Below are 12,012 nucleotides of genomic sequence, written 5' to 3' on the forward strand. Positions count from 1 at the left end.
CACGCTGTTGAGTTCTCAAGGAACGGACGCTTCCTTCGGACTGCCTTCCAGCAGGCCCTCCGGGCTTCGTTCTTTCGTGTTTCCAGCTTATCAGACGTTTTCCGCTCCGTTTTCCGGAGTTTCATTCATCCGATTTTCCGAACTGGTCGGGCCGCTTTCTGCGACGTCCACCACGTTAGCGCATTCCGAGAGTTACTCGAAATTCACACCCACACCGATTGACGAAAACGCCAATGAACCCAATTGAATGGGCTCGGAAGTGTGAGAGTGGGTCTTGCTGAAAGAGGTGGCCGCTCCAGCGACTCGTTCAACACTAGGCCACCCGGGCGGCATCGTCAAACGTCGAGGGCCGGATCTGTCCAGATCCGGCCCTCGGTGCTCGAAGTCGCAGCTCAGAGCGGGTGTACTTTCAGCCAGGCTCGTCGGCCGAGCAGGTCGACCGGGTCGACCGGGTCGACCCTGCGCATCAGCCGGCGGAGACCAGCTCCGCAGCCGCCAGGTTCCGCTTGCCGCGCCGCAGCACCAGCCAACGGCCGTGCAGCAGGTCGGCCTCGGTCGGCACCGCCTCCTCGTCCGTCACCTTGACGTTGTTGAGGTAGGCACCGCCCTCCTTGATCGTCCGGCGGGCGGCCGATCGACTCGGCGCCAGGCCGACAGCCACCAACAGGTCGACCACCGGCTGGAGTTCGGACACCTCGGCCTTCGGGACCTCGGCCAGCGCGGCGGCCAGGGTGGGGGCCTCCAGGTCGGCGAGGTCACCCTGTCCGAACAGCGCCTTGGAAGCGGCGACCGCGCGCTCGTACTGCTCGGCACCGTGGACGAGGGTGGTGAGCTCCTCGGCGAGGGCGCGCTGGGCAAGACGGGCGGCGGGGCGCTCGGTGGTCTCGCGCTCCAGTTCCTCGATCTCCTCCTTCGAGCGGAAGCTGAAGATCCGCAGGAAGTTGGAGACGTCCCGGTCGTCCGCGTTCAGCCAGAACTGGTAGAAGGCGTACGGAGTGGTCAGCTCGGGGTCGAGCCAGACCGTGCCGGACTCGGTCTTGCCGAACTTGGTGCCGTCGGCCTTGACGATCAGCGGCGTGGCCAGCGCGTGGACGGACTTGCCGTCGGCCTTGCGGATCAGGTCCGTGCCGGCGGTCAGGTTGCCCCACTGGTCGCTGCCGCCGGTCTGCAGGGAGCAGCCGTAGCGGCGGTTCAGCTCCAGGTAGTCCATGCCCTGCAGGATCTGGTAGCTGAACTCGGTGTAGCTGATGCCCGCGTCGGAGTTGAGCCGTCGGGCGACGGCCTCCTTGGCGATCATGTTGTTGACCCGGAAGTACTTGCCCACGTCGCGCAGCAGGCTGATCGCCGACATCCCGGACGTCCAGTCCAGGTTGTTGACCATGCGTGCCGCGTACGGGCCCTCGAAGTCGAGGAAGCGCGAGATCTGGCCGCGCAGGCGCTCCACCCAGCCGGCCACCGTCTCGGGGTCGTTGAGCACGCGCTCGGCGGTGGGCTTCGGGTCGCCGATCAGGCCCGTGGCACCGCCGACCAGGCCGAGCGGGAGGTTCCCCGCCTGCTGGATGCGGCGCATGGTGAGGATCTGCACCAGGTTGCCGAGGTGCAGGCTGGGGGCCGTCGGGTCGAAGCCGCAATAGAACGTGACCGGGCCGTCCGCGAACGCCTTGCGCAGTGCGTCCTCGTCGGTGGACAGGGCGATCAGCCCACGCCACCGCAGCTCGTCGACGATGTCCGTCACGGTCACGCTTCTCCTTCTATCGGGCGCCCGGCCGGTGGCGGCCCGATTCGGTCGGGCCCCGGGTCGGTGCGACTCCAGCCTGTTAGAGCCTACGCGGTTCCGGCCAGCGAGTTTTCCCCGAGGCACCCCTCCGGTCACGCCGGCCCACTCCCGCCGGCCCCTCCGCGATACCGGAAATTCCGTTGTTCGTCGGCTGTGTGCCCATTCAGAGTGGTGTCACCGCCGCGCGGCGGCAGTGACGTGTGTGGAGACGGTCGTGCCGCCGTGGCACGCCTGTGGGAAGGGTGTGCCGAGTGCGCAACACGCTGGTTCTGAACGCGAGCTACGAGCCCTTGACGACGGTGTCGCTCCAGCGCGCCGTCGTCCTGGTGCTCCAGGACAAGGCGGTGGTGGAGCAGGCGCACCCGCTGCGCTCGATCCGGGGGACGGGCGTCGCGGTCCCGGTGCCGAGGGTGATCAGACTGCAACGGTACGTACGGGTGCCGTTCCGACAACAGGCTCCGTGGTCGCGGCGGGGCGTCCTGGCCAGGGACCAGCACATCTGCGCGTACTGCGGGCGGCGGGCCACCACGGTCGACCACCTTCACCCCAAATCGCGCGGTGGTGCGGACAGTTGGCTGAACACCGTGGCCGCGTGCGCGGAGGACAACCAGCGCAAGGCCGATCGGACACCGGAGCAGGCCGGGATGAAGCTGCTGCGCCGCCCGTTCGTACCGACCCCGCAGGCGAGCCTGATGCTGGCGCTCGGCCTGCGCGGCTCGGAGGCGCGTGAGCTCGCCGACTGGCTGCCGCCCGTGCCGGGCCTGCCCGTCCCAGCCGCGTAGCCGTCCGGGACGGGTGCGCGGGGCCGTCTCAGTCCTTCGCCTGGTACCCGGCCGCCGTGCCGTAGTTGGTCGAGTGCTCGGGCACCACGACCACCTGTCCACCGCCGATCAGCACCCGCCCCGAGACCAGCAGCGAGCCGGTCCCCGGCGGGAAGTTGCCGCCGGCCGCCTCCTGGCCGCCCGTCAGCGGGAACCGGGTGAGGTGGGCGGGCTGGTCGCGGCGTTCGTCGGCGGCGAGCACCAGCGAGCCGCCGTCGACGCCGACCGCCCGGACGGTGCCCTTGGCGACGGTCGGGACCTTCCAGCGCTGCTTGCCGGTGTCCAGGTCGTAGCCGACCGCGGCCGTCGGCCCGCTGCCGTTCGCCGGGGTCAGGGTGGCGACCATCGTGCGGCCCTCGAAGAACACCTCGGGGGTGGCCGCGAAGGTTCCGTGGGCGACGTCCAACCGGCCGCCGTCGGTGACGACCGGGATCTCGGCGGCCGGGTCGCCGGCGGCGCCCCAGGCGAACACCCGGTCGTTCTCCGGCTTGTCACCGGTGGTGAGGACCACGGCCGGTTCGGCGGACAGCACGGTCACCGTCTTCGGCTGGTTGTTCAGCCCCCGCCACCAGCCGACCTTGCCGTCCGCGATGTTCAGCGAGACGGCCTGGTCGGCGGGCGTCGAGTCGGCGCACGAGGAGGCGACCAGCACGGTCTTGCCGCTGACGCCGCCGGAGAGGGTGCAGAACTTGCCCTGGCCGGTGTACTGCCAGACGTCCTTCCCGTCCGCCGACTCCCAGGCCACCACCCGGTCGTCGCCGATCGCGACCACCTTGTCCTCGGTGACGCCGACCCGCGCGGAGTAGCTGCCCTTGGCGTCCGAGAGGCCCTTGGTCCAGGCCGTCTTGCCGGTCTTGGTGTCCACGACGGCCACCATCGAACAGGGACTCTTCGGGTCCGCCTGCGGACGGAACAGCGCCGCGCCGAGGCCCGCCCGGTTCACGCCCGCCGACAGCCCGCACGGGACGGCCCCGGCGGCCGGCGGCTCCACCGACCAGGTCTGCTTGCCGCCCGCACGGTCGTACGCGCGCACCCCGGAGCCGTCGGCCCGGACCACCGCGTCAGCCAGCAGCCAGCTGCCGACCAGCGTGTCGTCACCCGCGGACTGCCCGGCCGCGGCGGGCTGCGCGGACCACGCCCGCGTGTGCGCCACCGTGAAACCGGGCTCGCCGCCGCTGCTCGCGGCCGCGCTGCCACCACCCTCGGCGCCGACCATCAGTCCGGCCGCCACCAGCACCCCCAGCGCGGCCACCCCGGCACCGGCCCGCACCAGCAGGGCCTTCCGGCTGGGCACGTGCTCCCCCGTCAGCACCGCGTCGGCGGCCTTGCGGGCCCGGGCCGAGAGCGAGGAGCCGCCCTGCGAGCCGTCCCCCGAGCCGTTCTCCGGACTGTTCCCCAAGCCATCGCCCGAGCCGTTGCCCGAGCCGTTGCCCGAGCCGGACGACGAACCCGCTCCGGTACCGGGACCGCCGTCACCGCCCCGGCGGCCGGCGGTCCGGGTCCGCCTGGCGGACCCGGCCTCGGGGGTCGTGGGTTCGGTCGGCGCCTTCCTCGGGCGCTTCTCCGGGCCCTTCTCCGCAACGGGCACCGGCTCCGGCTCGGCGTCATCGAGGTGCACGTAGCCGTCCACCGAGTACTCCGCACCCGCCGGAACGTACAGCGCGTCCCCTACGGACCGATGCTCCGGAGCGGCGTACGGCACGTACTGCTGCTGCGCCTGCTCGGGGTACTGCGGGGGCTGCTCGTACTGCGGGGACTGCGGGTGCTGCGGGTGCTGCTCGTACTGCGGGTACTCCGGCAGCGGCTGGTACTGCGGCCGGCCGTCGTACTGTCCCGGCTGCCCGGGAACGCAGCCGCCCTCGACGTAGCCGGTCTGCCCCGACCCGGCCTGCCCGTAGCCGTACTGGTCGTACTCGGTGTGCCCGTAAGCGTTCTGGTCGAAGCCGACCTGTCCGTATCCGGCCTGCCCGTAACCGTTCTGGTCGTACCCGGCCTGGTCGTACCCGTGCTGGTCGTAGCCGGCCTGCCCGTACCCGGCCGCGCCGTAGCCCGTGTGCTGCTGCCAGTGCGCCTGGTCCTGCGGCTGCTGCCCGTAGTGCCCGCCGTCCTGCCGGCCCGGCCCGTCCTGGACGGGCTGTGCCTGGGGGTACCAGGGCTGCTGCCCGGTGTGGGCGTCTCCGAAGGGCTCCTGCGCCATCCGATCCGTCCCTCCCGAGCCACCTGCCAGCCGATGCGGCAGTCAGCATCTCACGCCCGTCCAGGGGGGCGACCCGGGCCCTGGGCGTACGCTCTCGCCGCCCGGCCCGGTGCCGTCAGGCCGCGGACTCGGCGCGCAGGGCCTCGTCGATGCGGGCGGCCAGGGTGAAGTCCAGGCCGGTGAGACCGCCGGCGCTGTGGGTGGACAGCACGAAGCGCAGGGTGCGCCAGCGGATGTCGATGTCGGGGTGGTGGTCGAGCGCCTCGGCCTGCTCGGCGACGGCGGCGACCACCCGGATCCCCGCCGGGAAGTCCGGGGCGTCGGCGCTGCGGGCGATGCTGTCGCCCTCCCGGGTCCAGTGCGGCAGCGCCGCCAGGGCCGCCGTGATCTCGTCCTCGCTCAGCCGTGCCCTGTTGCTCATCGCTGCGCTCCTGGTGGGTCGTCGATCCGAAGTGGTCCGGAGTCGTCCGGAGTGGCCCGGGAGTCCGGACGTTCCGGGCTGCCGGTCAGGCGGCCTTCCGCCGCGGACGGTCCACCAGTTCGCCGCCGCAGTTGGGGCAGGCGCCGGCCATGGCCCTGGTGCAGTCCGGGCAGAAGGTGCACTCGTAGGAACATATCGAGGCGGCGCCGTCGCCGGTCAGCGACACCGCGCAGCGCTCGCAGCTCTCGCGCATCTCCAGGGCCATGGCCTACTCCTCCGACTCTCCGACGATCCGACATCCACACGGCTCCACGACCGCAGGACCTGACAGCCGCACGACCTCACCGCCGCACGCCCACACGACCTCACCGCCGCACCGCCGCACCGCCGCACGGCCGTTCAGCCCACCAGCAGCTTGGTGACGGCCGCGAGCCCGACCACCACGATCACCCCGCGCAGCGCGGCCGGCGGCAGGCGGCGGCCGACCTTGGCGCCGACCAGTCCGCCGACCAGCGAGCCCGCCGCGATCAGCCCGGCCGCCGCCCAGTTCACGGTCGAGGTGAACAGGAAGAACAGTGCGGCGACGGCGTTGACGATCATCGCCAGGGCGTTCTTCACCCCGTTGATCCGCTGCAGGTCGTCCTGCAGCAGCATGCCCATCAGTGCCATCAGCAGGACGCCCTGCGCGGCGCCGAAGTACCCGCCGTAGATGCCGGTGAGGAACACCCCGGCCAGCAGCAGCGCGCCGCCGTCCGGATCGCCGCCCGGCCGGCGGCGGGCCGCGACGGCCTTCGCCACCCGGGGCTGGACCACCACCAGGACGAGCGCCAGCAGGATCAGCACGGGGACGATCGCGTCGAAGGCCCCGCTGGGCAGCTTGATCAGCAGCAGCGCGCCGAGCAGACCGCCGAGCAGGGAGGCGGTGCCCAGGCGCAGCACCCGGCGCCCCTGGTCGGCGAGTTCGCGGCGGTAGCCGATCACGCCGCTGAGCGAACCGGGCACCAGGCCGAAGGAGTTGGAGACGTTGGCGGTGACCGGCGGGATGCCGACGGCGAGCAGGACCGGGAAGGTGATCAGGGTCCCGGAGCCGACGATCACATTGATCATCCCGGCGCCGACCCCGGCCACCAGAACGGCGACCGCCTCCCAGAGCGTCATGGGTCACTTCTCCTCTCGGTCCTGTCCGAGGGGATCATGCCGGACCTCCCTCCCGCCCCACCAGGCCCGCCCACGATTCGGGACGTACACCACACCGTCCCCGAACGGGCCCGCCGGAACCGCGAGGGCCCGCCGCCGTACGGGAGGCGTACGGCGGCGGGCCCTCGGCGTCGGACGACTCGGCCACTCGTCAGGGCCGGCTCACCCGGGCGAACTCACTCCGGGTCGATCTTGGGGTACTCCCTGGTCGGGTCCACCCGGGGGCGGGCGGCGCCCTTGTCGGTGTCCACCGGCCGCGGCCCGGACGCCGGGTCGATCGGCACCTGGGTGGCCGGGGCCGGCTTCGGGACGCTCGGCGCCGCGACCGCGCCGCCGTTGATCCCGCCGCCGTTGCCGGTCAGGCCGGTGAATGCGCCGCCGAGGCCCTTGAGCGCGTCGCCGACCTCGCTGGGGATGATCCACAGCTTGTTGGAGTCGCCCTTGGCCAGCTCGGGCAGGGTCTGCAGGTACTGGTAGGCGAGCAGCTTCTGGTCGGCGTCGCCGTCGTGGATGGCCTCGAAGACCGTCCGGATCGCGGCGGCCTCACCGTCGGCGCGCAGCACCGCGGCCTGCGCCTCACCCTCGGCCCTGAGCACGTCCGCCTGCTTCTCACCCTCGGCCTTGAGGATCTGCGCCTGGCGCTGGCCCTCGGCGGTGAGGATCGCGGCACGCTTGTCACGGTCGGCGCGCATCTGCTTCTCCATCGAGTCCTGGATGGAGGTCGGCGGCTCGATCGCCTTCAGCTCGACGCGGTTGACCCGGATGCCCCACTTGCCGGTGGCCTCGTCCAGGACGCCGCGCAGGCCGGCGTTGATGACCTCGCGGGAGGTCAGCGTGGACTCCAGGTCCATCGAGCCGATGATGTTGCGCAGCGTGGTGACGGTCAGCTGCTCGATCGCCTGGATGTAGCTGGCGACCTCGTAGGTGGCCGCCCGGGGGTCGGTGACCTGGTAGTAGATGACGGTGTCGATGTTGACGACCAGGTTGTCCTGGGTGATCACCGGCTGTGGCGGGAACGGCACGACCTGCTCGCGCAGGTCGATCCGGTTGCGGACGCGGTCGATGAACGGGACGACGATGTTCAGCCCCGCGTTGAGCGTCCGGGTGTAGCGGCCGAAGCGCTCCACGATCGCCGCGCTGGCCTGTGGGATGACCTGGATCGTCTTGATCAGCGCGATGAAGGCCACCACGACCAGGACGACCAGGACGATAAGGACGGGTTCCACGGACTCTCCCCTAGACGACCAGGGCGGTCGCGCCCTGGATTTCGACGACGTCGACCTGCTGCCCGGGCCGGTAGACCTGGTCCGGGTGGAGCGCGCGGGCCGACCAGATCTCGCCGTTCAGCTTGATCCGGCCGCCCTCCCCGTCGACGGTTTCCGCGACGACCGCGGTGGCGCCGTGCAGCGCCTCGATGCCCATCTTGATGTGCGGGCCCTTCTGCAGCTGCCGGTAGGCGATCGGGCGGACGAAGGCCACGAGCGCGACCGAGACCACGAGGAAGGTGGCGGTCTCCAGGACCACTCCCCCGCCCAGTCCGGCCACGCCGGCGGCGGCCAGCGCTCCGACCGCGAACATGGCGAACTCCGGCATCGCGGTGAGTACCAGCGGTATGCCGAGCGCCGCGGCGGCCAGGAGCCACCAGATCCAGCTGTCCACACGTCCATCCTAGGGAGCGAAGGCCTTCGAGGCGGACAGTTCCCGCAGGTCGAGGGGCGGAAACCGGTCGCACGTGCGACCGGTTCCGACGGCCTTCCGGAGGACGGGCACGGCGAGCGCGCCGGGACGGGTGACGGAGGGGCGGGGAGGGGCGGACGGGGCCTCAGCCCAGCGGCAGGCCCTGGGCCGACCAGCGGTCGCCGTGGCGCTCCAGGGTGAGCGGCAGGCCGAAGCACTTGGAGAGGTTACGGGCGGTCAGCTCGGTGTCGATCGGGCCGGCCGTGAGCACCTTTCCCTGGCGGATCATCAGGACATGGGTGAAGCCCGGCGCGATCTCCTCGACGTGGTGGGTGACCATCGCCATCGCCGGCGCGAACTCGTCCTGGGCGAGCGCGCCGAGCCGGCGGACCAGGTCCTCGCGGCCGCCGAGGTCCAGGCCGGCCGCGGGCTCGTCGAGCAGCAGCAGCTCCGGGTCGGTCATCAGGGCGCGGGCGATCAGGGTGCGCTTGCGCTCGCCCTCGGAGAGGGTGCCGAACTTGCGGCCGGTGAGGTTGGACATCCCGAGGCGGTCGAGCAGCGCGAGGGCGCGGGACTCGTCCGACTGCTCGTAGCTCTCCTGCCAGCTGACCGTCATGCCGTAGGCGGCGGTGAGCACGGTCTGCAGCACGGTCTGCTCGGCCGGCAGCTTGTCGAACATGGCGGCGCCGGCCAGGCCGATCCGGGAACGCAGCTCGAAGACGTCGACCTCGCCCAGCTTCTCGCCCAGCACGCTGACCTTGCCCGAGGTCGGGAACAGGTAGGAGGAGGCGATCTGCAGCAGGGTGGTCTTGCCGGCGCCGTTCGGGCCCAGGATGACCCAGCGCTCACCCTCGGAGATGGACCACGAGACCTGGTCGACCAGCGCGCGCCCCTCCCGGACCACGGATACGTCCACCAGCTCCAGCACGTCGCTCATGCCTATGCCTTCCCCAAAAAACAAGATTCTCGGCCGTCGGTGCGGGCGGCACGCCGACTCCGGCAGCCGGTGGGCACGGGGTGGGTGCGCCGCACACGCATGGGCAAACCTACGCCACGCGGATGACCGCCGATTCCGTAGGCTGGCCGGATGCTCGCGACTCCTGCCGACAATCCGTACGAAGAGCCCCGTTCGGGGCGTCTGGCCGCCTGGGGCAACGCCCTGCTGGCGGGCCTGGTACCGCCCGACAACGCCGCCGCGGCCGTACTGGGCGCCGACGAGGGCCACCGGGTGACCGGGCTGCCCGGGGACGGGCCGGACGAGCGGCACGGGCTGACCTGGGCGCTCGGGCGGCTGCGGGTGCTGGGCGTGACGGGCCTGCGCCTCGCGCTGCCGTCGGCCGGGCACCCGCTGGGACTGACCGGCCCGGCGCCGTTCAACGAGCGCGCCATGGCCGCGGGCGAGGCCGTCCTGGCGGTGGGGGCGCCGCTCGGGCTGGTGCCGGAGGTCGAGGTGTTCGGACCGGCCGGGGACCGCTCGGCGACCGTGCTGTGGCGCTGCGGCGAGGTGAACGACACACCGCCGGCGGACGTGCCGTCGCTGCACGAGGCCGAGCGCGAGCTGGCGGACGGGCTGCGCGAGGCCACCGTGCTGCTCACCCGGCTCGACGTGGCCGGTGCCGGGCCGGAGACCGTCCGCGCCCTGGAGGCGTACCGCCGCCGCGGGCACGCCGAACTGCTCGCGCCCGGGTACCCGCCGCGCGCCGTCCGGGTGCTGGAGTCGGCCCGCCAGGTGTCCGCGCTGCTGTCGATCGCCTCCGGCGGCCACGGCGCGGCCGTCAGCGCCTCCGAGATGGCCGCGCGGCAGTCCGTCCTGGCCCCGCTGCGGCGCACCGCCCGGCGGGCCCAGGTGGCCGCCTACAACGCCCTGGTGGACGAGCGCGAGGCCCGCTGAGGGCTCGCGGGACGGGCCGCCGCCGTACGCGGGACCGCCGCCCCCGCAGCTGGCCGGAAACCGACCCCCGGGCACGGCCCGCCGGCCCGTCACGCCCGCGGCGCGGTCTCGCGGGCCTCCCCGTTGCGGACGGCCCAGAGCGCGGCCTGGGTGCGGTCGGCGAGGTCCAGCTTCATCAGGATGTTGGAGACGTGGGTCTTCACGGTCTTCTCCGACAGGTGCAGGCTGCGCGCGATCTCCCGGTTGGAGCGGCCGTCGGCGATGTGGCCGAGCACCTCGCGCTCGCGCTCGGTGAGGGTGCCGCCGCGGCCCTGCGGGGCGCGCGGGCCCTCGTCGGAGAGCAGGGCCTCGGCCAGCTCCGGCTGGAGCAGCACGTGGCCGGCGTGCACCGAGCGGATCGCCCCGGCCAGCGCCTCCGGGTCCACGTCCTTGTAGACGTACCCGGCGGCGCCGGCCCTCAGCGCGGGGACCATCGTGCGGTGCTCGGTGAAGCTGGTGACGATCAGGATCCGGGCCCGGCTGCCCTCGCTCTTGAGGGTGCGCAGCGCCTCGATCCCGTCGACGCCGGGCATCTTGAGGTCCATCAGGACGACGTCGGGGTCCAGTTCGCGGGCCCGTTCGACGCCCCCCGCCCCGTCGGCGGCCTCCCCGACCACCTCGATGTCGTCCTGGACCTCCAGGAAGGTGCGCAGTCCGCGCCGGACCACCTGGTGGTCGTCGACCAGCAGGACGCGGATCGACGGTGTGCTCTCAGGCACCGGGGACCTCCATCTCGACGAGCGTCCCCCGGCCGGGGGCCGACTCCAGGGTGAGCGTGCCGCCGACGGCGGCCGCGCGGTCGCGCATCGAGGCCAGGCCGAGGTGGCGGCCGGCCCGGCGCACGGACTCGGGATCGAAGCCGTGCCCGTCGTCGCGCACCCGCAGCACGGCGCCGCGCGCGGCCGTCCCGGCCAGCGTGACGGTGACCCGGCCGGCCCCGGAGTGGCGCAGCGCGTTGTGCAGCGCCTCCTGGGCGACCCGCAGCAGCGCGGCCTCCTGGGCCGGCGGCAGGGCGCGGACGCCGTCGGCGGCGAAGGCGACGTCGGCGGTGTGCGCCCGGTCGAGGACCTGCACCTGGGAGGCGAGGGTGGCGCTCAGTCCGTCCTCCTCCAGGGCGGCGGGGCGCAGTTCCACGACGACGGCGCGCAGTTCGTCGGCGGCCTCGGCGGCCAGCCGGGCGACCTCGGCGAGTTCGGCGCGGGCCCGGGCCGGGTCGCGGTCGACGAGCTTGGCGGCGGCCTTGGCCGTGAGGCGCAGGGAGAAGAGCTTCTGCGAGACGGCGTCGTGCAGGTCGTGCGCGATCCGGGCGCGCTCGCCGGCCAGGGTGAGTTCGCGGCTGCGTTCGTACAGCCGGGCGTTGGACAGGGCGAGGGCGGCGTGCGCGGCGAGGATCCGCAGCAGTTCCTCGTCGTGATCGGTGAAGAGGCCGCCGCCGCGCTTGTTGGCGAGGAAGATGACGCCCATCACCTGCGGCTCGTCCTCGGCCGCGTCGGTGTCCAGGATCGGCATGCCGAGGAAGGCGTCCATCTCGGGGTGGGCGGAGGGCCAGCCGCCGAAGGCGGGTGCCCGGCGGACGTCGGCGAGGCGGGTGGGCCCGGTCTCGTGCAGCATCGCGGCGAGCACGCCGTGCTGGCGGGGCAGCGGGCCGATGGCCCGCCACTGCTCGTCGGTGACGCCGTCGACCACGAACTGGGCGAAGCCGCCGTGGTCGTCGGGCACGCCGAGGGCCGCGTACTCGGCGCCGAGCAGTTCCCGGGCGGAGGCGGTGATGCGGCGCAGCACCTCGCGGACCTCCAGGTGCCGGCTCATCGCGAGCAGCGCCTGGCTGACGGCCTCGATCCCGGACAGGCACGGGTCGCAGGCGGGCAGCGGGCCGCGGTGGGCCAGGGGGTCTCCGGTGGTGCTGGGCATACCGCCAAGCTACCGCCGCGTCCGGGGCGGCCGCGTCCGCCTGCGGCCGCCCCCGAGGCAGGTGCGGGGGCCAAAGCCCGG

At 72.8% G+C, this 12,012-nt stretch carries 13 protein-coding genes; 3 read left to right on the forward strand and 10 right to left on the reverse strand.

Annotated features, from left to right (window positions below):
- Window positions 1-247: hypothetical protein (locus ACFV04_RS41565; protein WP_380536300.1), on the forward strand; the 247-nt coding region annotated here is incomplete at its 5' end.
- Between the two features lie 219 nt (window positions 248-466).
- Here ACFV04_RS41565 and tyrS read toward each other — a convergent pair.
- The gene (gene tyrS, locus ACFV04_RS41570; protein WP_360265231.1) at window positions 467-1,735 is read right to left on the reverse strand and encodes a tyrosine--tRNA ligase; all 1,269 of its coding nucleotides are present in this window, start codon (window positions 1,733-1,735) and stop codon (window positions 467-469) included.
- 293 nt (window positions 1,736-2,028) lie between these two features.
- Between tyrS and ACFV04_RS41575 the strand changes: the two genes are divergently transcribed.
- The gene (locus tag ACFV04_RS41575) at window positions 2,029-2,559 is read left to right on the forward strand and encodes an HNH endonuclease (protein WP_360265221.1); all 531 of its coding nucleotides are present in this window, start codon (window positions 2,029-2,031) and stop codon (window positions 2,557-2,559) included.
- Window positions 2,560-2,587: 28 nt separating this feature from the next.
- Here the strand turns inward: ACFV04_RS41575 and ACFV04_RS41580 are convergent, their stop codons facing one another.
- The 7 genes from ACFV04_RS41580 to ACFV04_RS41610 all read right to left on the reverse strand — a co-directional run bounded on the left by ACFV04_RS41580 (window position 2,588) and on the right by ACFV04_RS41610 (window position 9,027).
- Window positions 2,588-4,795 (reverse strand): PQQ-binding-like beta-propeller repeat protein, encoded by a 2,208-nt coding sequence (locus tag ACFV04_RS41580; protein ID WP_380536302.1) that lies wholly within the window; start codon window positions 4,793-4,795, stop codon window positions 2,588-2,590.
- A 115-nt stretch (window positions 4,796-4,910) separates the two neighbouring features.
- Entirely contained in the window at window positions 4,911-5,216 is a 306-nt protein-coding gene (locus ACFV04_RS41585; protein WP_360265215.1) for a 4a-hydroxytetrahydrobiopterin dehydratase, read from the reverse strand.
- 85 nt (window positions 5,217-5,301) lie between these two features.
- Window positions 5,302-5,481: a DUF1272 domain-containing protein gene (locus ACFV04_RS41590; protein ID WP_360265212.1), complete on the reverse strand. Its 180-nt coding sequence runs from the start codon at window positions 5,479-5,481 to the stop codon at window positions 5,302-5,304.
- A 134-nt stretch (window positions 5,482-5,615) separates the two neighbouring features.
- Complete coding sequence (locus ACFV04_RS41595; protein ID WP_380536305.1) at window positions 5,616-6,374, reverse strand: sulfite exporter TauE/SafE family protein; 759 nt, start codon at window positions 6,372-6,374, stop codon at window positions 5,616-5,618.
- A 215-nt stretch (window positions 6,375-6,589) separates the two neighbouring features.
- Window positions 6,590-7,639, reverse strand: coding sequence for an SPFH domain-containing protein (locus ACFV04_RS41600; protein WP_360265207.1), 1,050 nt, complete (start codon window positions 7,637-7,639; stop codon window positions 6,590-6,592).
- A 10-nt stretch (window positions 7,640-7,649) separates the two neighbouring features.
- Window positions 7,650-8,072, reverse strand: coding sequence for an NfeD family protein (locus ACFV04_RS41605; protein WP_360265204.1), 423 nt, complete (start codon window positions 8,070-8,072; stop codon window positions 7,650-7,652).
- Window positions 8,073-8,235: 163 nt separating this feature from the next.
- The gene (locus ACFV04_RS41610; RefSeq protein ID WP_360265201.1) at window positions 8,236-9,027 is read right to left on the reverse strand and encodes an ABC transporter ATP-binding protein; all 792 of its coding nucleotides are present in this window, start codon (window positions 9,025-9,027) and stop codon (window positions 8,236-8,238) included.
- 150 nt (window positions 9,028-9,177) lie between these two features.
- Here ACFV04_RS41610 and ACFV04_RS41615 point away from each other — a divergent pair, with 150 nt between their 5' ends.
- The gene (locus tag ACFV04_RS41615; protein ID WP_380536308.1) at window positions 9,178-9,981 is read left to right on the forward strand and encodes a hypothetical protein; all 804 of its coding nucleotides are present in this window, start codon (window positions 9,178-9,180) and stop codon (window positions 9,979-9,981) included.
- 89 nt (window positions 9,982-10,070) lie between these two features.
- On the opposite strand, the gene ACFV04_RS41620 is transcribed toward ACFV04_RS41615, so the two are convergent.
- Complete coding sequence (locus ACFV04_RS41620; RefSeq protein ID WP_380536310.1) at window positions 10,071-10,739, reverse strand: response regulator; 669 nt, start codon at window positions 10,737-10,739, stop codon at window positions 10,071-10,073.
- Window positions 10,732-11,829: a GAF domain-containing sensor histidine kinase gene (locus tag ACFV04_RS41625; protein ID WP_360265228.1), complete on the reverse strand. Its 1,098-nt coding sequence runs from the start codon at window positions 11,827-11,829 to the stop codon at window positions 10,732-10,734. Before ACFV04_RS41625 ends, ACFV04_RS41620 begins: the two co-directional genes overlap by 8 nt.
- Window positions 11,830-12,012: the final 183 nt, after the last annotated feature.

The sequence above is a fragment of the Kitasatospora sp. NPDC059599 genome (assembly GCF_042735125.1).
Taxonomy (GTDB): Bacteria; Actinomycetota; Actinomycetes; order Streptomycetales; family Streptomycetaceae; genus Kitasatospora.